This is a genomic window from Miltoncostaea marina (assembly GCF_018141525.1).
Taxonomy (GTDB): domain Bacteria; phylum Actinomycetota; class Thermoleophilia; order Miltoncostaeales; family Miltoncostaeaceae; genus Miltoncostaea; species Miltoncostaea marina.
Genome location: NZ_CP064655.1, coordinates 394,366 through 413,650 on the forward strand (window position 1 = coordinate 394,366; position 19,285 = coordinate 413,650).

Genomic DNA, 19,285 nt, shown 5'->3' on the forward strand with positions numbered 1-19,285 from the left:
CAGTCGGCGGCGCCGGCGGCTCAGCGGTGCCCGGCGCGGCGCGGCGGCCAGAACAGCACGTCCTGCCGGTCGGCCAGGTGCGCCAGCGCGGGCGGCCCCGCCACGCCGAGCGGCGGGGTCAGCGTGTCGTGCTCGACCACCGCGGTGGCGGGGCGGGCCGGCCACGGCGGATGGTGGATGTCGGTGCGCCAGACGCCGCCGCGCCGGTCGGCGCCGTAGCAGCAGTACCGCTCCAGCAGCCACTCGTCGAGCGAGCCGGGCGCGGGTGGCGCGGCCGGGCCGTCGGCCCGCGCGCGCGCGGAGAACGCGACCCACGGCCGTGCCGCGCGGCGGGCGCGCACGCGGGCCTCGTCGCCGGCGCGGCCCAGGGCGATGCGGGCGGTGAAGTAGGGGAGGTGGAAGAGGGTGCGGGCCGCGGCGACCGAGGCGGGGCTCCCGGCGTCGAGGCTGACGAACCAGATGCCGGGGCGGTCGCCGACGCGCGCGTAGGTGCGCAGGTTGAGCTCCGGGAAGGCGGACGACGGCAGCAGCGGCGGCACCAGGCGCGGCCGCGACGCCCGGATGGCGAGCGGCGTCACCGTCACCCACGCCGCGTCGCGCCAGGTCTCGAGCGTCAGGCCGGGCGGCAGCGCCGGGCGCAGGCGCTCCGGATCGACCGGCCAGTGGAGGAACGCCGTGTCGAGCCACGTCTGGGCGAGCACCCACGGCCCCCGCGGGAGCGGCCAGGGGCGGTGGGCGGCCTGCCGGAGCACGCGCGGCTGCTCGCGCCCCATCGCGAGGGCGCCGCGCGCGGTGTCCAGGGGGCCGTTCACACCCCGCTCCTTCCCGCAACGGCGCGCGCCGAACCGGTTGGCGGCACGGGCATCCGGGTACCCGTGGGCGACCCCGATCCCAGGAGGACGCGATGTCGACAGGCGAGACGGGCGGTGTCACCGGGACGCCGGACAAGGACTACAACCTCGTCTGGTTCACCGAGCAGTGCCTCTCCAACGCGCTGCGCCTGGAGCAGTACATCCAGGACGCCGAGCGGGCCGGCGACTCCGAGCTGGCGGACCTCTTCCGCCGCGCCCAGGCCGAGAGCCGCAAGGGCGGCGAGCTCGGCAAGCAGCTGCTGAAGAGCCGCCTCGGGTGACGCGCCGCCGGCTCCCGCCCCGACCCGGGGCGGGAGCCGGGCCCCGCTACGAGCGCAGCTCGGGGAGCACCGACTCGCCGTAGGCGCGGATCAGGCCGAGCGGGTCGGCGCCCGACACGTTCATCACCACGATCGCCGTGGCCCCCATGCCGCGCAGCAGCTTGAGCTTGCGCGCGTGCACGGCCGGGTCGGCCGACACGATCGACATCGCGGTGTACTTCGCGTCGGAGATCCGCGCGCCCGCGGCCCCGATCCGCGCCGGGTCGGGGAGGTCGTCGGTGTAGGCCTCGTCCACGAGCGTGCCCTTCCACTCGCGGCTCGACTCCAGGGCCTCCTCGTCGGTGGCGCCGAACGAGGCCAGCGTCTGGAGGATGATCTCGGCCGGCTCGCGGCCGGCCGCCTCGGCGGCGCGCCGGTGGGCCGCGATCATCCCGGGGGCCGTCTGCGGGTCGCCGAGCGTCCACAGGCCGTCGGCGAGGCGGCCCGCCACCTCGGCCGCGCCCTCGTGGAAGGCCGACATGTAGACGGGGGGCCGCCGGGGCGTGCGCAGATAGAGGCGCGCGCGGTGGGCGCGGAAGAAGCGCCCCTCGAAGTCGACCGTCTCGCCGTCGAGCAGGCGCGTGATGATGGTGAGCGCCTCCTCCGTGCGGGCGAGCTGCTCGCCGGTGCCGGGCCAGCGCATGCCCGCCGGCACCTCGTTCATCGCCTCGCCGGAGCCGACCCCGAGGAAGGCGCGGCCCGGGAACATCTCCTCGAGCGTCGCCAGCTGCTGGGCCACCACGAGCGGGTTGTAGCGGTGCACCAGCGCGGTGACGGCGGTGCCGATCGAGATCTCCGACGTCGCCTGGCCGACGGCGCCGAGCCACACCCAGGCGTTGCCGCACGCCGCCGGCGCCGCGTCGGGCGCCCACCACGGCGCGGTGTGGTCGCTGCAGCACACGCCGTCGAAGCCCGCGGCCTCGGCCGCCTGGGCCTGGGCGACCAGCTCGGCCGGCGCGAAGCGCTCGTGGGCCGCCGCCATCAGGTACGCCACGTCGTCCGGCTGGCGCCGCCGCGCCCACAGCACGCCGCGCACCGACTCGATCACCGACACCCCGACCTCCCCTCTCGGGCGCGCCGCGGCGGCGCCGCGCGCGCTGGAGCGGACGACCGCCGGGTACCCGCCCCCGGCCGCGCCAATCATCAGGCCCGCGGCGGCCGCTGGCAGGCCGCCGGCCGCCCAGGCGCCCGCCACCGCGAGCGCGGCCACCTCGGACGCGACGCCCGCCAGGGAGGTGACGGTCGCGCGCGAGGGGCCGGAAGAGGGCGCCACCGCGGCCAGGGCCGCGGGGTGCGCGGCCAGGCCGGCGCTCGCCAGCGCGAGCGCGCCGGCGAGCGTCGCGAGCGGCCCGGCGGTCGCCGGCGCGCCCCACGCGGTCGCCATCAGCGGGGGGTACTCCTCGAAGGCGTCGAGCGCCGTCAGGCCGGCGAGCGCCGCCAGCGCGGCGAGCACGGCGCGCGACCCGGCGGCGAGCGGCCGCCGCGCCGCGCGGCCGGCGGCCGCCAGGCACACCGCCACGCTGGCCCAGCCGGCCAGGGGGTAGCCGCCGGCCGCGCGGCGCGCGCTCGCGGCGCCCGGCCCACCGGCGGCTGCACGGCGAACGCGGCCGCCTGCGCGCGGCCGGCCACGGCGGCGTACCGGCCCTGCGCGCCGGCGGCGGCGAGCCCCTCGTAGCGCAGCGCCTCGAAGCTCCCCGATGCCAGGGCGCCGCCGGCGCCCCACGGGACGAGGCCCGCAACGAACCCCGGCAGCCCGGGCGCGATCATCCGGGCCGCGTGGCCGGCCGCCTGCAGCGCGCCGGCCAGCACGAGCGCCGCGCGCCGCGAGTGGCGGTCGGTCCAGGCGCCGGCCGGGACCTCGGCGACCAGGCCCACGAGCGACCACGCACCGAGCCGCAGCGAGATCGCCGCGTCCGTGAGCCCCGCGCCGGCGAACAGCGGCGCGGAGCGCGGGGAGCGCGGCACCGCCTCCGCGAGCGCGGCCCGGCACACGGCTCGCCGGGCGCGCCGTCGCGCGTCGGGCGGGTGCGGGGATCAGCGGTGGCGCATGGGCCCGAGCGTACCGCCGCTCAGGGCGGATGGCCGGGCTGGATGCGCCTGGCGCGGTGGAAGGTGAACGGCCGCCCCGGGTCCTCCTCGCCGACGGCGACGGGCTCGAGCACGTAGGCGGTGTGGTCGCCGGCGGGCAGCCGCTCGATGATGCGGCCGGCGAACCAGTTGCCGAGGTCGTCGAGCACCGGCGTGCCCATCGGCCCCGGCGTCCAGCGGCAGCGCGCGAACTTGTCGACCTCGTCGCCCGTCTCCGACCCGAACAGCTCCGCGAGCGCGGTCGCGTGCTCGGGGACCATGTGCACGACCATCACCTCGGCCTCGCGGGCGACGGCGAAGGTGTGGTTGCGCTCCGAGATGCAGACGAGGAACCGCGGCGGGTGGATGCTGCACTGGGTGGTGAAGCCCACGAGGCACCCGGCGGGCTCGCTGCGCCCGCGCACCGTCACGATGAACATCGGGTAGTCGAGCCGGCTCACCAGCCAGTGCACCACGGGCGCGCCCACGCGGTGATCGTCGCACGCCGGGCGGCCGGCGTGCGCCCGCCGGTCAAGACGCGACCCGCGGGGCCGAAGGAGGACCCATGCCGCACGACGCGCCGCCCGCGCCCGACGACCGCCGCCTGATCGCCCGGGAGCACCACGCGGCCGGCCGCCACGAGCTCGCCCTGGCCGCGATGCGCGAGGCGGTGCGCGAGACGGTCGCCGCCACGGACCTCAACGACCTCGCGGTGATCGCAGCCGGCGCCGGCCGCTTCGACGCCGCGCGGGCGGTGCTGCGCGCGGCCGAGGAGATCGCGCCCGGCGACCCCGACGTGCGCGAGAACCTCGAGGCGCTCGGGCCCGGGCCGCTCGACGTGGCGGCCCTGCGGGCGGGCTCGCTCGGGCCGGCGCTGTCGCCGAAGCTGCTGGGCCATCTGCTCGGCAGCCCGCCGCCCGGCGACGAGCGCCTGTCGGCGCGCATCGACCGCATCCCCTCGGCCACGACCCCCCGCGAGCGCTGGCTCTACCACAACACGATGGCGCTGCTGTGGTCGGGGGCCGCCGACGTCTTCGAGAACGGGCCGCTGCTCGGCGGCACGACGCGGGCGGCGTGCCTCGGCATGCTGGCCAACCCGCGCCGGGCCGACGGCCCGCGCCTGCACACCCACGACTGGTTCCGCACCGACGTGGCGCAGGACGGCGGCGACGCCGACCTGTCGGCGCTCGTGCCGGCCGGGCAGCTCGATGGCCTGGTGGCGCAGGGGCTCGCCACGCCGGGCGCGCTGGCGATCCTGCGCGCCGAGGGCGACTTCGAGCCGCTCGTGCGCGAGCTGCACGCGGGCCAGGACTACTCCCCGCTGCTCGACATCCACCGCTCGGCGCTGCCGGACGCGCCGGAGGACGTGGGCCGGCTGCCGGGGCTGTGGGCGCCCCCGCCGGGCGCGCGCTACGAGATCGCCTTCGTCGACGCCTGCAAGAGCTGGTTCGGCACCCGCTGGTTCCTGGAGCGCATGGCGCCCGCCACCGGGCCCGGCTTCCTGCTGGCCCTGCAGGACTTCGGCTGGCACACCTGCTTCTGGGTGTCCGCGGCGATGGGGCTCATGCTCGACCGGGCCCGGCTGGTCGCGTACGAGGGCACCACCTACGTCTTCGAGTTCCCGGACGGGCTGCGCGCGGACGACGTGGCGCGCATGCCGGCGACGCTCGAGGAGCTCGGCGGGGCGGGGGTGGACGAGGTCTACGGCCGCCTGCTCGCGTGGGCGTGGTCGCTCGACGACAGCTGGCTGCTGCTGTCGCTGTCGCTGCAGCACGCCGCGGCGCTGGCCTCGCTGGGCTACCGCGAGGAGGCCCGCCGGCGCATCACCGCGCTGGCCGGACGCCCCGAGTACGCCGGCACCGAGGCGCCGGCGGCGTTCCACCGGCCGATGGCGCTCCGGCTGATCCGCCAGGCGCGCGACACGCCGACGTACCGCCCCGACGGCTCGGCCGTCCGCCTCTAGGAGGTTCGGCCCGGTCCCTGTGGCGAGGGGGGCGGGCGACCTCGGGAGGGAACGGATGCGGGTGCACGGGGTGCGGACACACCGGTCGGCGGAGCGGGCGGCGCGCGCCGGGGGCGGCGGTGAACGGGCTCGCGCCGGCGGTGCGGGTCTCGGCCGAGTGGGCCGCGTGGGCCAACGGCGTGGCGGTGCGCGAGCTCGACATGCACGACACCCTCCTCGCCGCCGACTACGCGCACCCCGGCGACAACATCCCGCCGGTCGCCGCCGTCGCCCAGGCCTGCGGCCTCGACGGCGCGGCGCTCGCGCGCGGCGCCGCGACGGGCTACGAGGTGCAGACCGCGCTGGTGCGCGGCGTCTGCCTGCACGAGCACCGCATCGACGACATCGCGCACCTCGGCCCGTCGGTGGCCGCCGCGATCGGCACGGCGCTGGGGCTGCCGGCGCCGACGATCCGGCGAGCCGCCCTCCTGACCGCGCCGGTCCCGCGAGGTGTAGCGTCGACCGGGTGAGGCCGCTGACGATCGGGGCGCTCGGGATCACCCGGCCGCCCGTGGACGCCGTGCTGCGGCAGGCAGCGGCGCTCGAGGCCGGCGGCGTGGACGTGGTCTGGTACTCCGACCACTTCCTGCACTGGTTCCCGCCCGGGGTGTGGACGCCCGACCTCGTGCCGCACGCCGCCGCGTCGCGCACCCCGCACGTCTTCCTCGACCCGGTGCCGCTCATGGCGGCGGCCGCGCAGGGCACCGGGCGCATCCGCTTCGGCACCGGCGTGACCGACGCCGTGCGGCGCCACCCGGCCGTGCTGGCGCAGACCTTCCTCACCCTCGACCACGTCACGCGGGGCCGGGCGATCCTCGGCATCGGCGTCGGCGAGGCCGAGAACATCGTGCCCTTCGGGATGGCGTACGAGCGCACCGCCTCGCGGCTGATCGAGGCCGTCGAGGTGATCCGGGCGCTGTGGGCCACGACCGAGCCGGTCGACTTCGACGGCGACCACTTCCGGCTGCGGGGCGCGATCCTCGGCGCGGAGCCGTACGGCGACCGGCCGCCGCCGCTGTGGATGGCCGCCCACCGGCCGCGCGTGCTCCGCGCCGCCGGGCGGCTCGCCGACGGCTGGCTGCCGCTGATCCTCGACCCGGCCGAGTACGCTGCCTCGCTGGCCGCGCTGCGCGCGGCGGGCGCCGCCGCGGGCCGCCCGGAGGACGCCGTGGTGGCCGGGCTCTACGCCTGGCTGGTGGTCGCCGACACCCGCGAGGCCGCCGAGCGCCTGCTCGACGAGTCGCTGCTGCTGCGCCTGGTGGCGCTCACCGCGCCGGCCGAGGAGTACGAGCGGGCCGGCGCCGAGCACCCGCTGGCCAGCCGCTGGGGGCTGCTCGACTTCGTGCCGACCGACCTCACCCGCGAGCAGGCGCTCGCCGCAGCGGCCGCCGTGCCGGGCGAGGTGATGCGCCGCCACTACATGTGGGGCACGCCCGACGACGTGGTGGAGCGCCTCGGGCGCTTCCGCGCGGCGGGGATGGAGCACGTCGACCTCGTCGACGTCGCGGCGCTCGGCGACCCGGCCCTCGCCGCGTCGGCGCCCGAGCGCCTGGGGGCGATCATCGCCGGCCTGCGCGCCGCCGGGGGCTGAGCGCGCCCGTCGCGAGCGGCGGCGGCCCCTCCGAGCCCGGCCGGTACCCCTCGAGCGGCACCGCGCCGGCCGCCCACGCGTCGAGCACCGGCGAGACGATGCGCCAGGCCTCCTCGGCCTCGTCGCCGCGCACCGAGAGGGCGCTGCGCCCCTCGAGCAGGTCGAGCAGCACGCGCGCGTACTCCGGCAGCGGGCTGGGCGGCACGGGCGCCGCCAGCGCCATCGGCGCCGGCTCGGGGTGCGGCCCGGGGGTGGCGCCGACGAGCACCATGCCGACCTCGGCCGGCTCGCCGAGCCCGATCCGCAGCTCGCCGGCGGCGCCGGCGAACGGGCCGCCGGCGGCGGGGGCGAAGCGCACGACGGCCTCCATCCGGTCGCGCGCGAGCGCCTTGCCGGTGCGGATCCTGACCGGCGTCCCGCCCCACCGCGCGCCGTCCAGCGCGAGCACCACCTCCGCGAAGGTCTCCGTGCCGCGGCCCGGGTCGACGCCCTCCTCCCGCGCGTAGCCGTCGTACCGGGCCCGCCGGGTGCGGTCGGCCATGGCGTCCGGCTGCGGCGGGCGCACCGAGCGCAGCAGCGCCACCTTCGCGTCGCGGAGGGCCTGCTGCCCCAGGTCGGCCGGCGGCTCCATCGCGAGCAGGCAGAGCACCTGCATGAGGTGGTTCTGCACCATGTCGCGCAGCTGGCCGGCGCGGTCGTAGTAGGCCGCCCGGCCCTCCAGGCCGAGGGTCTCCTCCCAGACGATCTCGATCGCGGCGATGTGCGCGCCGCGCCACGCGGCCTCGAGCGGTGGGTTGGCCAGGCGCAGCCCGAGGATGTTCGCGACGGGGGCGAGCCCCAGGAAGTGGTCGACCCGGAAGGCGGCGTGCTCGCCGAGCTCGCGGGCGGCGCCGGCCAGCAGGCGGTTGAGCTCACGCGCGCCCTCCAGGTCCTCGCCGAACGGCTTCTCGACCGCGATCCGGCTGCCCCGCGGCAGCCCGGCGGCAGCCAGAGCCCCCACGGCCGGCGCCGCGAGCGCGGGCGGCAGCGCGATGTAGGCGGCCACGGGGCCCTCGCCCTCGACGGCCGCGGCGACCGAGGCGGGGTCGCGCGCGTCGAAGGGGCGGTAGCCCAGGGCGTCGAGCACCCGGCGCCGCGCCGCCCGGGGCACGTCGGCGGCGTGCTCGTCGAGGTCGCGCGCCGCGGCGTCGCGGAACGCCGCGTCGCCCATGTCCCGGCGGCCGGCGCCGACCACCCGCATGCCCTCCGGCAGCCGGCCGGCCGCCGCGAGCGCGGCGAGGGCGGGGAGCAGGTAGCGCCCGGTGAGGTCGCCGGTCGCGCCGAGCACCGCCAGCCGGCGGATGGGCGCCGTCCCCGTCAGCTCGCCCTCCCTCCGTCGCCGGGCCTCGACCCGCTATCCTGCGCGCGACCGCTGCGGGCGAAACGTCGACGGGGGACGGGACGACGAAGGCACTCAGGCACCACCGGCTGCGCGCCGCCGCGGCGGCGCTCCTCGCCGTGCTCGTGCTCGCGCTCGCCGGCTGCGGGGGCGACGGCGGCGACGGCGACGACGAGGCGGCCGGCTCGTCGCCGGCGACCGCGTCCGCCCCGGCCGCGGCGACGGCCCCCGCCACCGCGACGGCGCCCGCCCCGGCCGGCGGCGCGCCGGCCACGGGGGCGACGGTGGCCGACATCCCGGCCATCGTGGACCGCGTGGCGCCGTCGGTCGTCGCGATCCTGGTGCGGACCGGGCAGGGCGAGGGCGAGGGCAGCGGCGTCGTGATCCGCGAGGGCGGGGTCATCGTGACCAACGCCCACGTGGTGGCGGGCGCCTCGCGCGTGACGGTGGCGCTGCGCTCCGGCGAGCGCCTGACGGGCCGGGTGGAGGCGTCCGACGAGCGCGGCGACCTCGCCGTCGTGCGGGTGGACCGCGACGACCTGCCGGTCGCCGAGCTGAGGACCGACGCTCCGCGCGTGGGCGAGCTCGCCATCGCGATCGGCAACCCGCTCGGCTTCGAGAGCACGGTCACCGCCGGGATCGTCTCGGGCCTGCACCGCTCCATCCCCTCGGGCGGCCGCACGCCGGCGCTCGTCGACCTGGTGCAGACCGACGCGGCGATCTCGCCCGGCAACTCCGGCGGCGCGCTGGTCGATGGCCGGGGCCGCATCATCGGCATCAACGTCGCCTACATCCCGCCGCAGGCGCGGGCGGTCTCGATCGGGTTCGCGATCCCGGCGTCCGAGGTCGACTCCGTCGTGACCCAGCTGCTCGACAGCGGCCGGGTGCAGCGCAGCTACCTCGGGCTCGTGCCCGGCCCCGTGCAGGCCGAGCTCGGGTCCACCGACCAGGGCGCGGCCGTGCTGTCGGTGGTCGACGGCGGCCCGGCGGCCGAGGCCGGCGTTCGGCCCGGCGACGTGATCGTGTCGGCCGGCGGCGACCCGGTGAGGCAGGTCGAGGACCTCTACGCCGCGCTGCGCCGCACCCAGCCCGGCGACGAGCTGCGGCTGGAGGTGCTGCGCGACGGCGACCGCCGGGCGGTCACCGTGACCCTCGGGGCCCGCCCGTGACCCTCAGCGGGCCGGGTCCCGCTCCTGCTCCTCGTCGGCCGCGGGCGGCTCGGCGTCGAGCCCCTCCGCCTCGTCGCGCACCCGCTCCAGCCGCTCCTCCTCGTGGCGGCGCTCGCGCCGCTGCTTCGCCGCCTGGGCGATGGCGTGCGCGGCGAGCGGCGAGGTGATGAGCAGGAACACCACCACGAGGGCGGCGCTGGTGATGATCTCGGCCTGCCGGGTGGCGACGGCCGCGAGCAGGATCAGCACCAGCGCGGGGCCGGTGATGAGGCCGGCCGGGTGCACCTGGTGGAAGATCTCCGGCATGCGCAGCAGCCCGTAGAGGCCGATCGTGGCCAGCAGCAGGCCCAGCATCAGCAGGGCCACACCGACGACGTCGAGGACGGCCTCCATCAGAACGGCCGCCCACGGGTGGCGTAGCGGGCCACGACGAGCGTGGCCGTGAAGGAGAGCAGCGCCAGCGCCAGCGCGGCGTCGATGTAGTACGAGACGTCGCGCAGGTAGGAGAGGATCGTCAGCAGGGCGACCACGATCGAGACCAGCACCTCGAGGGCCAGGATGCGGTGCATGGCGTCCTGCGCGCGCAGCAGCAGCAGGCCGCCGCCCACGAGCAGCAGGGTGGCCCAGCCGAAGGCGATGTCGAGGGCGAGCTGCGGCATCAGCGCGCCACCCGGCGCCGCCAGCGCTCGTGGTCGCGCCGGTGGCGCTCGCGCACGCCGTCCGGGTCGCTCGCGTCGGTCAGGTGCACGATCATCACCTCGCGGGCGCGGTCGATGTCGACCACGACCTCGTCGGGGGCCTCGCCCGTCAGGAGCCCCCACATCGCCAGCTCGTGGCCGGTGCGGTCGCCGCGCGGCACCTCGACGAAGCCTGGGGCCTCCGGGCGGCCGAGGCAGAAGCGCACCACCCGCCACGAGCCGATGACCATCTCGCGCGCGGTGCGGGTCAGGGCCCCGGCCGCCGCCACCACGAGCTGGAGCGACTCGCGGGGTGTGCGCGGCACGTGGCGCGGTCGCAGGGCGAGCGCGATGAGCAGGCCGATCGCGCCGCCCACGAGCACGTCGCCGGGCTGGACGCTGGTCAGCACCAGGAGGTAGATCGCCGTCAGGGCGCCGGCGCGCACCAGGACGCCGATCACGGGCCGGCCCCCCCGAGGGCGGCGGCCGCGTCCTGGCTCAGCGACAGCAGCGGCTCGGGCCAGACGCCGCCGGCCAGCACGACGAGCGCCAGCACGCCGATCACGGCCTGCTGGCCCCAGCGGCTGCGCCGGCCGGCGCGCTGCGACCGCCAGAAGTCGAACTGGTAGACCTGCAGCGCGTAGACGAACGACAGGGCTCCCCCGAGGAAGACGAGCGCGAGCAGCAGGGGGTCGTCGGCCATGGAGCGGAACAGCTCCAGCTTGCCGATGAAGCCGGCCGCGGGCGGGATGCCCACCACGCTCAGCGCGCCGACGAGGAAGGCCGCGGCCACGATGCCGCCGCGCATGTGGGCGGTCAGGAAGAGCAGGGTCTTGTTCACGGCGTTGACGGCGGTGTACAGGATCGCCGCGGCGAAGCCGACCGGCCCGCCCACGCCGATCGCCATCAGCACGTAGCCCACCTGGCCGATCGCCGAGTAGGCCAGCATCTCGCTGGCGCTGCGCCGCGACACCGCCAGCACGCCGCCGTAGAGCACCGAGGCGGCGCCGAGCGCGATGAGGCCGGCCGACGCGAACTCCAGCTCGCGCGGCAGCAGCTCGCCGCCGAAGCGCAGCAGCCCGTAGGCGCCGATGTTGGCGAGGCCGCCGCTCAGGATCGCGGCCACGGCGGGGCGGGCCCCGGTGTAGACGGTCGGCAGCCAGAAGTGGAAGGGGAAGAGCCCGAGCTTGACGCTGAAGGCGGCGAAGAAGCCGATGGCGATCATCACCGCGACCGCCGGGTCGACGAACGTCATGCGCTCGGCGATCGTGGCCATGTCGAGGCTGCCGGTGACGTGGTACACGCCGGCGACCGACAGCAGGAAGATGAACGTGCCGATGAGGTTCACGGCGGTGAACACGAGCGCGGCGCTCAGCTCGCGGCGCCCGCCGCCGTAGGTCGCCAGCACGTAGGCGGCCGTCATCGCGAGCTCGAAGAAGACGTAGAAGTTGAAGAGGTCGCCGGTCACGAACAGGCCGGTGAGCCCGGTCGCCAGCAGCACCACGAGCCCCGGGAAGACGCGCTCGCGCACGCCGTCGAGCACCTCGTGGACCATGGCGGCGAGCACGGCGAACGACGAGAAGCAGGCGAAGAGGGCGCCGAGCGCGTCGGCGCGCAGGGTGATGCCGACGCCCCGGGGCCAGTCGCCGGTCGTCTCGGACACGGTCCCGTCCTGCAGGACTGAGGTGGCGAGGGCCACCAGCGCGACGAGGTTGACCACCAGCGCCGCCACGGCGAGCCAGCCCACCCAGCGCCGCCGCCCGTCGAGCAGGCAGAGCACGGCGCCGGCCGCCCAGGGCACCACCAGGGCCACGACGAGCGCGCTCACCGGGCCGCGGCCTCCTCGTCCTCGTGCTCGCGGGCGGTGCGGCGCTCGCGCCGGGCCTCGCGCTCGGCCTCCTCCTCGGCGACGTCGTCGAGGCCCTTCGCGCGGTAGGCCCGCACCACCCGCAGCACCAGCACGAGCAGCAGCGCCGTCAGCGCGAGGCCGATCACGATCGCGGTGAGGGCCATCGCCTGGCTGAGCGGGTCGCTCACCAGCGCGCCGCGCAGCGGGTAGATCGGGGCGACGCCGCGCGTCAGGGCCGCCGCGATCAGGGTCAGGGTGGCCGCCTGGGAGATGATCACGATGCCCAGCACGACCCGCAGCAGGTCGCGGTTCAGCACCAGGTAGGCGCCGATGCCGAACAGGGCCGAGGCGGCGAGGGCGAACACCAGGGTCATGGCGGCGGCTCCTGCACGAGCCGGGCCAGGTGGTGGACGAGCGTGACCAGCGACCCGGCCACGAGCATGAACAGGCCGATGTCGAAGCCCACCGCGGTCAGCAGCTCGAGGGTCCCCACGTGGACGACGTCCTCGCCGGGGCGCGGGTAGTGGGTGAACGGCGGGTCGCCCACCAGGACGCCGCCGAAGCCGAAGCCGAGCGCGATGAGCAGGCCGGTCATCGCCACGACGGGCGAGTGGCGCAGCACGGGCAGGCTGCGCTCGGTGAGCTCGGGGCCGAGCGTGATGTAGCGCAAGGCGATGGCGAGGGCGACGATCACGCCCGCGCTGAAGCCGTCGCCGACGTCGGTGTAGCCCTTCACGATGATCGCCGCGGCGACCATGAGCGCCGGCCCGAGCAGCCGCGGGGCGATGGTGTCGATGACCGCGTTCACCAGGCCTTGCCCCCGCGCCGGAGCAGGCTGGCGACGCCGACGATCGCCACCGCGAGCACCGTGATCTCGACCATGGTGTCGAGCCCGCGGAAGTCGGCGAGCGTCACCGTCACCACGTCGCCGCCGTGGGCGGCGGGCGTCGCGTCGATGTGCTTGGCGGCGTCGCCCTCGGCGACGCTGGTGCGCGAGAGCGCCGCCCAGATGGCCACGAACGCGCCCACGCCCGCGATCGCGCCGGCGATCGCGTTGCGCGAGCGGCGCACCGGCCGGCGCCGCCGCACCTCCTCCTCCGACTCGGCGGCCGGCAGCCGCGAGTAGACGCCGATGAAGGCGAGCGTGATCACCGACTCGACCACCACGGCCACCAGCGCCACGTCGGGGGCGCCCACCACGGCGTAGACCGCGGCGAGCGCGAAGCCCATCACGGAGATCGCCAGCACCGGGCGCACCCGGCCGCCGTCGCGGGCGACGGTCACGCCGGCGGCGACCGCCAGCGCGAGCAGCACGACCATCGGCGAGTCGCCCCAGTCGAGCGAGCCCACGCTGTAGACGTCCTCGGTCGGCGTCAGCGCGAAGGCGATGCCGATCAGCACGCCGGTGGGCAGGAAGACCGCCGCGATGCTGTTGCGCAGGTCGCGCACCTCGGCGCCGTGCAGGGCGTCGGACCAGCGGTTGATGGCGAGCAGCGCGGAGCCGTACAGCCGGCGCGGGCCGAGCACGTCGCCGGCGCGGCCCACGGCGGCCGCCACCCGCGTGCGGGCGCCCGTCGCCAGCAGCAGGAGCGCCCCGAGCGCGTACGCGGCCAGCGCCATGAGGTTCTCGGCGCTCGCGTCGAGGTGGTAGGCGGGGTCGACGGCCACCGGGCCGGCGTGGGTCACCTCGGCGGCGCCCCCCGCGAGCCGCGCGAACGGCTCCACGATCACCCCGCCGGCCACGGCCACCAGCGCGAGCAGCGCGATCGGCCACACCAGCAGCCGCGGCACGGGCCGCGGCGCGGCGCCGGGGGCGCCCGCGAAGAGGCCGAGCCAGAAGCGCCCGATGTACGCCACCGTCAGGGCCGCCGCGAGGACCGCCATCGCCGCGATGGCGGGGCCCGACTCGACCGCGGCCGCGAAGAACAGCTCGTCCTTGAAGAAGCCGAGCGTCAGCGGCAGCGCGGCGAGGGTGGCGGCCGCGGCGCCGCTCGCCGCCGCCAGCACCGGCATGCGCCGCGCCAGGCCGCCGAGCTCGGAGAGCCGCGACGCCCCGGTCGCCTCCGTCACGGTGCCCGCGGTCATGAAGAGGGCGCTCTTGGCGATCGCGTGGGCGACCACGTAGAGGGCGGCGGCGCCCGCCCCCTCGGGGCCGGCCATGCCGTAGAGCGCCACCACGTAGCCGTACTGCGAGATCGTCGAGTGGGCGAGGATCTGCTTGAGCTCGTCCTGCGCCAGGGCGAGCACGCCGCCGATCACGATCGACGCGAGCCCGATCGCCAGCAGCGCGTCCAGCACGCGCTCGTCGCGGGCCAGCAGCGGGTGCACGCGGCCGATCACCAGCACGCCGGCGGCCACCATCGCGGCCGAGTGCAGGTAGGCCGACACCGGCGTGGGCGCCGCCATCGCGCGCGGCAGCCAGAAGTGCAGCGGCACCTGGGCGCTCTTGGCGAGGGCGGCCACCGCGATCAGGGCGCCCGCCGCGGCGGTGGTGCCGTCGGACTGCGCCCGCTCGAACAGCTCGGGCAGCGAGAACGTGCCGTGCTCGGCGTAGAGCAGCACCGCGCCGATCAGCATCGCGACCGCGCTGATGCCCGTGACCAGCATCGCCATCAGCGCCGCGCCGCGCGCCTCGCGCTGGTCGCGGTCGAAGCCGATCAGGAAGTACGACGCGATGGCCGTCAAGTCGAAGAAGACGAACATCAGCACGAGGTCGCGCGCGCAGGCGAGCCCCACCATGGAGGCGGCGAACAGCAGCATCCACGGCCAGAACCGGCGCGCGTGGCGCGCGGGGCGGCGGCCGTGGGCGAGGTGCAGCGGCAGGTAGCCGGCGCCGTAGGCGAAGACCACGGCCCCGATGCCCGTCGCGAGCAGCGCGTAGAGCGCCGCCAGCCCGTCGAAGGCCAGGTCGAGGCGCAGCCCCAGGGTCGGTGCCCACGCGACGTCGATCGCGCCGCCGCCCGCGATGCGGCCGGCGACGCACGCCACGAAGCCCACGGCCGCGCTCGCGACGGCCGCCCAGGCGAGCGCGCCCCCCGGCGCGCGGGTCAGCGCCCGGCCGATGGGTGCCCGGCGCCGGCGGTCGCGGTCCTGGGGGGTGGGTGGCCGGCGGGCATGCCGGAAATCTAGCGGGCCGCCCGCCGCCCCCGGCACGCCTCGCCGGCGGCGCGCGCGCCGTGGTAGCGTGGCGCGCCGCATTTGGGAAATATGGGTTACCTAAACCAAGGGGTGAGGATGACACGAGTCCTGGTGTTGCTGGGCGTGCTGGTGCTCGCGCTCGGCGCCGCCGCGTGCGGGGAGGACGAGGGCGAGGCGTCCGGATCGACCGCCGCGGCCGCCGCCGCCGGGGCGTTCCCGGTCACGATCGAGCACGCGTTCGGCTCCACGACGGTCGAGGCGCCCCCCGAGCGGGTCGTGGCCTGGGGCTGGGCGAGCGCCGACGCGGCGATCGCGCTCGGCGTGACGCCGGTGGCGATCCCGTTCCAGGAGTACGGCGGCGACGACGCCGGCGTGCTGCCCTGGATCCGCGACGCCGTCGAGGGCCGCGGCGAGGAGGTGCCGACGGTGCTGCCGAAGTCCGGCGACGAGCCCCCCTACGAGGCGATCGCCGCGGCGGAGCCCGACCTGATCCTCGCCCCGTACTCGGGCGTGACGGCCGAGCAGTACGAGCTGCTGTCGGACATCGCCCCCACGGTCGCGTACCCGGAGGAGGCCTGGGCGACCCCGTGGCGCGACACCATCCGCATCGTCGGCAGGGCGCTCGGCAGGGACGACGAGGCGGCCGCGCTGCTGGAGCGCATCGACGCCACGCTCGCCGAGCAGGCCGAGGCGCACCCCGAGCTCGCGGGCAAGTCGGTCGCCATGGTCTGGGACGCCGCCGGCACCTTCTACGTCTACAAGCCGGCCGACCCGCGGGTGGAGGCGACCCTCGCGCTCGGCCTCACCAGCGCGCCGTCGGTCGAGGCGCTGGCGAACGGCGACGAGACCTTCTACTACACGCTGTCGTACGAGCGGCTCGACGAGCTCAGGAGCGACATCCTCGTGAGCTTCGCCGACACGCGGAAGCTGTCGAGGGACTTCCTCGCCTCCAGCCACGCGCGCACGATGGCGCAGGTGAGGAACGGCACGGTCGCCCAGGTGATCGGGCCCGAGTTCGTGGCCGCGGTGTCGCCGCCCACGGCGCTGTCGCTCACCTGGGGGCTCGAGGAGTACGTGGACATCCTGGCGGCCGCCGCCGCCAGGGTGGACCAGGGGTCCTAGCGCCCCCGCGCGCGCGCCGGCATGGCCACCGACCTCCACACCGCAGCGCTGCCTCCCGCCGCGCCGGGGCCGGCGCGGCGGGGCCCCGCCCGCCTCGCGGCCGGGCTCGTCGCCTGCCTGGCGGCGCTGGCCGGCGTGCTCGTGCTCGGCGTCGCCCTCGGCGCCCGGTCGGTGCCGTTCGACGTGGTCGTCGACGCCCTCGTCGCCTACGACCCGGGCGTCAACGACCAGGTGGTGGTGCGCGAGCTGCGGGTGCCGCGCACGCTCATCGGCCTGGCGGCGGGCGCGGCCCTCGGGCTCGCGGGCGCGGTGATCCAGGGCGTCACCCGCAACCCGATCGCCGACCCCGGCCTGCTCGGCGTCAACGCGGGGGCGGCGCTCGCGGTCGTGTCGGCGATCACGCTGCTCGGCGTCTCGACGCCGGCCGGCTACGTCTGGTTCGCGTTCGCCGGCGCCGCGCTGGCGGCGACGCTCGTCTACGGCATCGGCGCGGTCGGCCGCGATGGCGCCACGCCGGTGCGGCTCGTGCTGGTGGGCGCGGCGGTGACGGCGGCCGCCACCTCGCTCACCACGATGATGCTGCTGGGCGACATCGAGACGCTCGACCGCTACCGGTTCTGGGTGGTCGGCTCGCTGGTCGGCCGCGACCTGGGCACGCTGGCCGCCATGGCGCCCTTCCTGGCGGCCGGCGCCGTGCTCGCGCTGGCGGTCGGCCGGGTGCTCAACGTGATCGCGCTCGGCGACGACGTGGCGCGCGGCCTGGGCCAGCGGCTCGGCGCCGCCCGGGCTGCCGCCGCGCTCGCGGTGGTGCTGCTGTGCGGGGCGGCGACGGCCGTCGCCGGCCCCCTCGTGTTCGTGGGCCTCGTGGTGCCGCACGTGGCGCGCCGCGTCACCGGGCCGGACTACCGCTGGATCCTCGCCTACTCCGCGGTGCTCGGGCCGATCCTGCTGATCGCCGCCGACGTCGCCGGGCGGCTCATCGCCCGGCCCGGCGAGATCGAGGCGGGCCTGGTCGCGGCCTTTCTCGGCGCGCCGGTGATGATCGCCCTCGTGCGCCGCGCGGGACCGGCGCGCCTGTGACGACGGCGACCGCGCAGGCACCGGCCGCGGCCGTCCGGGCCGCGCGCGCCGCCGGGCGCCGCCGGGGGCGCGTCGTGGTGCTGGGCCTCGCCCTGCTGGCGCTCGCGGTGGCGGCGGGCAGCCTGTGCGTGGGCGACTACGCGGTCGCCGTCCCCGACGTGGCGCGGACGCTGCTCGGGCGGGGCGACGGGATGGAGGAGTTCGTCGTCATGCGGCTGCGCCTGCCGCGGCTCGTGATGGCCGCGCTCGTCGGCGCGGCGTTCGCGCTGTCGGGCGCCATCTTCCAGTCGGTCCTCGACAACGCGCTCGCCAGCCCGGACATCATCGGCATCACGTGGGGCGCCACGTTCGCCGCGGTGACGGCGCTGGTCGTGTTCGGCCTCTCCGGCGTGGTGGTCGCGTTCTCCGCGTTCGGCGGCGCCCTGCTGGTGGCGCTCGCCATCTGGCTGCTGTCCTGGCGGCGGGGTGCGAGCGGCCACCGCTTCGTGCTGGTGGGCATCGCCCTGGCGTTCATGATGAACGCGGCCGTCGGCTACCTGCTGACCCGGGCCGACATCCACGACGCCCAGACGGCCTGGGTGTGGCTGGTGGGCAGCGTCAGCGGCCCCGGCTGGGACGAGATCGGCACCGCCGCCGCCGCGATCGCGCTCATCGCGCCGGCCGTCGCCGTGCTCGCCCCGCGCCTGCGGGCGCTGCAGCTGGGCGACGACGCGGCCACGGGCCTCGGCGTGCGCGCCGAGCGCGCCCGGCTGCTGCTGCTGCTGGCCGCCGTCGCCCTCGCCGCCGTCGGCACCGCCGCGGCCGGCCCGGTCGCCTTCGTGGGCTTCCTGTCGGCGCCCATCGCGCGGCGCCTGGTGGGCGACGGCTCGCCGGCGCTGGCCGCGTCGGCGCTCGTGGGCGTGCTGGTCGTCACCGCGTCCGACCTCGCGGCACAGCACCTGCTGCCCGGCGGCGTCCAGATGCCGGTCGGCGTGGTGACCGGCGCCGTCGGCGCCCCGTACCTGCTGTGGCTGCTCGCCGTCGCCGACCGCGGGCGGGCGCTCGCGTGAGCCGCCCCCGCGCAGCCGCCCGCGACCTGCGCGCCGCCGGGCTGAGCCTCGCCTACGACGGCGCCCGGGTGGTGCACGACCTCGACCTGGCCGTGCCCGACGGCAGGGTGACCGTCATCGTGGGCGCCAACGCCTCCGGCAAGTCCACCCTGCTGCGTGGGCTGGCGCGCATCATGCGCCCGGCGGCCGGGGCGGTGACCCTCGACGGCGACGACATCCACCGGCTGCCCACGAAGCAGGTGGCGCGCATCGTGGGGCTGCTGCCCCAGCAGCCGCAGGCGCCCGACGGCATCACGGTCGCCGACCTCGTCGCGCGGGGGCGCCACCCCCACGGCGGCTGGCTGCGCGGGTCGCGCGGCGACGACGACCGCATCGTGGCCGAGGCGCTCGCGGCGACCGGCACGCTGGCGCTCGCCGGCCGTCGCGTCGACGAGCTGTCGGGTGGCCAGCGCCAGCGGGTGTGGATCGCGATGGCGCTCGCCCAGGACCCGGAGATCCTGCTGCTCGACGAGCCCACCACCTTCCTCGACATCGCGCACCAGATCGACGTGCTGGACCTGCTGCACGAGCTCAACCGCGGCCGCGGCACGACCGTGGTGATGGTGCTCCACGACCTCAACCTGTCCGCCCGCTACGCGGACCACCTCGTCGTGATGGCCGCCGGCCGCATCGTGGCCGCCGGGCCGCCGGGCGAGGTGATCTCGCCGGCGACGGTGGGCGACGCGTTCGGCCTCGAGGCGCGGGTGGTGGAGGACCCCGTCTGCGGCGCGCCGATGGTCGTGCCCGTCGGCCGCGTCCACCGCGCGCCCGCCCCGGGCGCGAGCGACGTCACCGCGGGGCCGCCGCCCCGCTGAGCGCCGGCGCGCGGTGCGCGCGGTCGCCCAGCGGCACCGGCGGCCCGCGCCGGGATTGACCCGGGCGGCGCGAGCGCGCGGCCGCGTCAGGCGATCTGGCCGGCCGACGCCGCGAGCGGCGCCGACCGGGGGGCGTCG

20 protein-coding genes and 1 pseudogene are annotated in these 19,285 nt (G+C 77.2%); 9 read left to right on the top strand and 12 right to left on the bottom strand.

Translation table 11 applies throughout. From position 1 onward, the window contains the following. Window positions 1–20 precede the first annotated feature (20 nt). Window positions 21–812 carry a YqjF family protein gene (locus ITJ85_RS01955; protein ID WP_217914677.1) on the bottom strand — a complete coding sequence of 264 codons (792 nt, stop codon included), beginning with the start codon at window positions 810–812 and terminating at the stop codon, window positions 21–23. A 92-nt stretch (window positions 813–904) separates the two neighbouring features. Between ITJ85_RS01955 and ITJ85_RS01960 the strand changes: the two genes are divergently transcribed. Further along, window positions 905–1,132, top strand: a complete 228-nt coding sequence (locus tag ITJ85_RS01960) for a hypothetical protein (protein ID WP_217914678.1) — start codon at window positions 905–907, stop codon at window positions 1,130–1,132. Between the two features lie 46 nt (window positions 1,133–1,178). Here ITJ85_RS01960 and ITJ85_RS01965 read toward each other — a convergent pair whose 3' ends face one another. The 3 genes from ITJ85_RS01965 to ITJ85_RS01975 all read right to left on the bottom strand — a co-directional run bounded on the left by ITJ85_RS01965 (window position 1,179) and on the right by ITJ85_RS01975 (window position 3,726). Next, window positions 1,179–2,690, bottom strand: a complete 1,512-nt coding sequence (locus tag ITJ85_RS01965; RefSeq protein ID WP_217914679.1) for an LLM class flavin-dependent oxidoreductase — start codon at window positions 2,688–2,690, stop codon at window positions 1,179–1,181. Continuing rightward, a complete protein-coding gene (locus ITJ85_RS01970) occupies window positions 2,591–3,136 on the bottom strand; it encodes an MFS transporter (RefSeq protein WP_217914680.1) in 546 nt (181 codons plus the stop codon). The genes ITJ85_RS01965 and ITJ85_RS01970 overlap by 100 nt, the downstream gene beginning before the upstream one ends. A 104-nt stretch (window positions 3,137–3,240) precedes the next feature. After that, window positions 3,241–3,726 (bottom strand): flavin reductase family protein, encoded by a 486-nt coding sequence (locus tag ITJ85_RS01975; RefSeq protein ID WP_217914681.1) that lies wholly within the window; start codon window positions 3,724–3,726, stop codon window positions 3,241–3,243. 77 nt (window positions 3,727–3,803) lie between these two features. Between ITJ85_RS01975 and ITJ85_RS01980 the strand changes: the two genes are divergently transcribed. From ITJ85_RS01980 to ITJ85_RS01990, 3 genes and pseudogenes are all read left to right on the top strand, one after another. After that, the gene (locus ITJ85_RS01980; protein WP_217914682.1) at window positions 3,804–5,201 is read left to right on the top strand and encodes a hypothetical protein; all 1,398 of its coding nucleotides are present in this window, start codon (window positions 3,804–3,806) and stop codon (window positions 5,199–5,201) included. Window positions 5,202–5,311: 110 nt separating this feature from the next. After that, window positions 5,312–5,662: pseudogene (locus tag ITJ85_RS01985) on the top strand (MmgE/PrpD family protein); the annotation flags it as partial. 44 nt (window positions 5,663–5,706) lie between these two features. Further along, the gene (locus ITJ85_RS01990; protein WP_217914683.1) at window positions 5,707–6,831 is read left to right on the top strand and encodes an LLM class flavin-dependent oxidoreductase; all 1,125 of its coding nucleotides are present in this window, start codon (window positions 5,707–5,709) and stop codon (window positions 6,829–6,831) included. On the opposite strand, the gene ITJ85_RS01995 is transcribed toward ITJ85_RS01990, so the two are convergent. Then, window positions 6,800–8,158, bottom strand: a complete 1,359-nt coding sequence (locus ITJ85_RS01995; protein ID WP_217914684.1) for a hypothetical protein — start codon at window positions 8,156–8,158, stop codon at window positions 6,800–6,802. The two genes, ITJ85_RS01990 and ITJ85_RS01995, sit on opposite strands and share 32 nt — an antisense overlap. A gap of 170 nt (window positions 8,159–8,328) precedes the next feature. Between ITJ85_RS01995 and ITJ85_RS02000 the strand changes: the two genes are divergently transcribed. After that, window positions 8,329–9,378 (top strand): S1C family serine protease, encoded by a 1,050-nt coding sequence (locus tag ITJ85_RS02000; protein WP_217914685.1) that lies wholly within the window; start codon window positions 8,329–8,331, stop codon window positions 9,376–9,378. A 3-nt stretch (window positions 9,379–9,381) separates the two neighbouring features. Here ITJ85_RS02000 and ITJ85_RS02005 read toward each other — a convergent pair whose 3' ends face one another. From ITJ85_RS02005 to mbhE, 7 genes are read right to left on the bottom strand one after another with little or no spacing between them, the layout of a single operon-like run. Further along, the gene (locus ITJ85_RS02005; RefSeq protein ID WP_217914686.1) at window positions 9,382–9,771 is read right to left on the bottom strand and encodes a monovalent cation/H(+) antiporter subunit G; all 390 of its coding nucleotides are present in this window, start codon (window positions 9,769–9,771) and stop codon (window positions 9,382–9,384) included. Then, window positions 9,771–10,037 (bottom strand): MrpF/PhaF family protein, encoded by a 267-nt coding sequence (locus ITJ85_RS02010; protein ID WP_217914687.1) that lies wholly within the window; start codon window positions 10,035–10,037, stop codon window positions 9,771–9,773. Before ITJ85_RS02010 ends, ITJ85_RS02005 begins: the two co-directional genes overlap by 1 nt. Continuing rightward, a complete protein-coding gene (locus tag ITJ85_RS02015; protein ID WP_217914688.1) occupies window positions 10,037–10,516 on the bottom strand; it encodes a Na+/H+ antiporter subunit E in 480 nt (159 codons plus the stop codon). The genes ITJ85_RS02010 and ITJ85_RS02015 overlap by 1 nt, the downstream gene beginning before the upstream one ends. Continuing rightward, entirely contained in the window at window positions 10,513–11,883 is a 1,371-nt protein-coding gene (locus tag ITJ85_RS02020; protein ID WP_217914689.1) for a complex I subunit 5 family protein, read from the bottom strand. Before ITJ85_RS02020 ends, ITJ85_RS02015 begins: the two co-directional genes overlap by 4 nt. Next, on the bottom strand, window positions 11,880–12,278 hold the full coding sequence (locus ITJ85_RS02025) for an NADH-quinone oxidoreductase subunit K (RefSeq protein ID WP_217914690.1): 399 nt from the start codon (window positions 12,276–12,278) through the stop codon (window positions 11,880–11,882). The genes ITJ85_RS02020 and ITJ85_RS02025 overlap by 4 nt, the downstream gene beginning before the upstream one ends. Next, the gene (locus tag ITJ85_RS02030; protein WP_217914691.1) at window positions 12,275–12,712 is read right to left on the bottom strand and encodes an MnhB domain-containing protein; all 438 of its coding nucleotides are present in this window, start codon (window positions 12,710–12,712) and stop codon (window positions 12,275–12,277) included. Before ITJ85_RS02030 ends, ITJ85_RS02025 begins: the two co-directional genes overlap by 4 nt. Next, window positions 12,709–14,901 carry a hydrogen gas-evolving membrane-bound hydrogenase subunit E gene (gene mbhE / locus ITJ85_RS02035; protein WP_217914692.1) on the bottom strand — a complete coding sequence of 731 codons (2,193 nt, stop codon included), beginning with the start codon at window positions 14,899–14,901 and terminating at the stop codon, window positions 12,709–12,711. Before mbhE ends, ITJ85_RS02030 begins: the two co-directional genes overlap by 4 nt. Window positions 14,902–15,138: 237 nt before the next feature. On the opposite strand from mbhE, the gene ITJ85_RS02040 reads away from it, so the two are divergent. Genes ITJ85_RS02040 through ITJ85_RS02055 form a run of 4 tightly spaced genes read left to right on the top strand, consistent with a single transcriptional unit; the run spans window position 15,139 to window position 19,147 of the window. Then, a complete protein-coding gene (locus ITJ85_RS02040; RefSeq protein ID WP_217914693.1) occupies window positions 15,139–16,164 on the top strand; it encodes an iron-siderophore ABC transporter substrate-binding protein in 1,026 nt (341 codons plus the stop codon). A 21-nt stretch (window positions 16,165–16,185) separates the two neighbouring features. Further along, entirely contained in the window at window positions 16,186–17,244 is a 1,059-nt protein-coding gene (locus tag ITJ85_RS02045) for a FecCD family ABC transporter permease (protein WP_217914694.1), read from the top strand. Beyond that, window positions 17,241–18,293, top strand: a complete 1,053-nt coding sequence (locus ITJ85_RS02050) for a FecCD family ABC transporter permease (RefSeq protein WP_217914695.1) — start codon at window positions 17,241–17,243, stop codon at window positions 18,291–18,293. Before ITJ85_RS02045 ends, ITJ85_RS02050 begins: the two co-directional genes overlap by 4 nt. Continuing rightward, a complete protein-coding gene (locus ITJ85_RS02055) occupies window positions 18,290–19,147 on the top strand; it encodes an ABC transporter ATP-binding protein (protein ID WP_246496310.1) in 858 nt (285 codons plus the stop codon). The genes ITJ85_RS02050 and ITJ85_RS02055 overlap by 4 nt, the downstream gene beginning before the upstream one ends. Window positions 19,148–19,285: the final 138 nt, after the last annotated feature.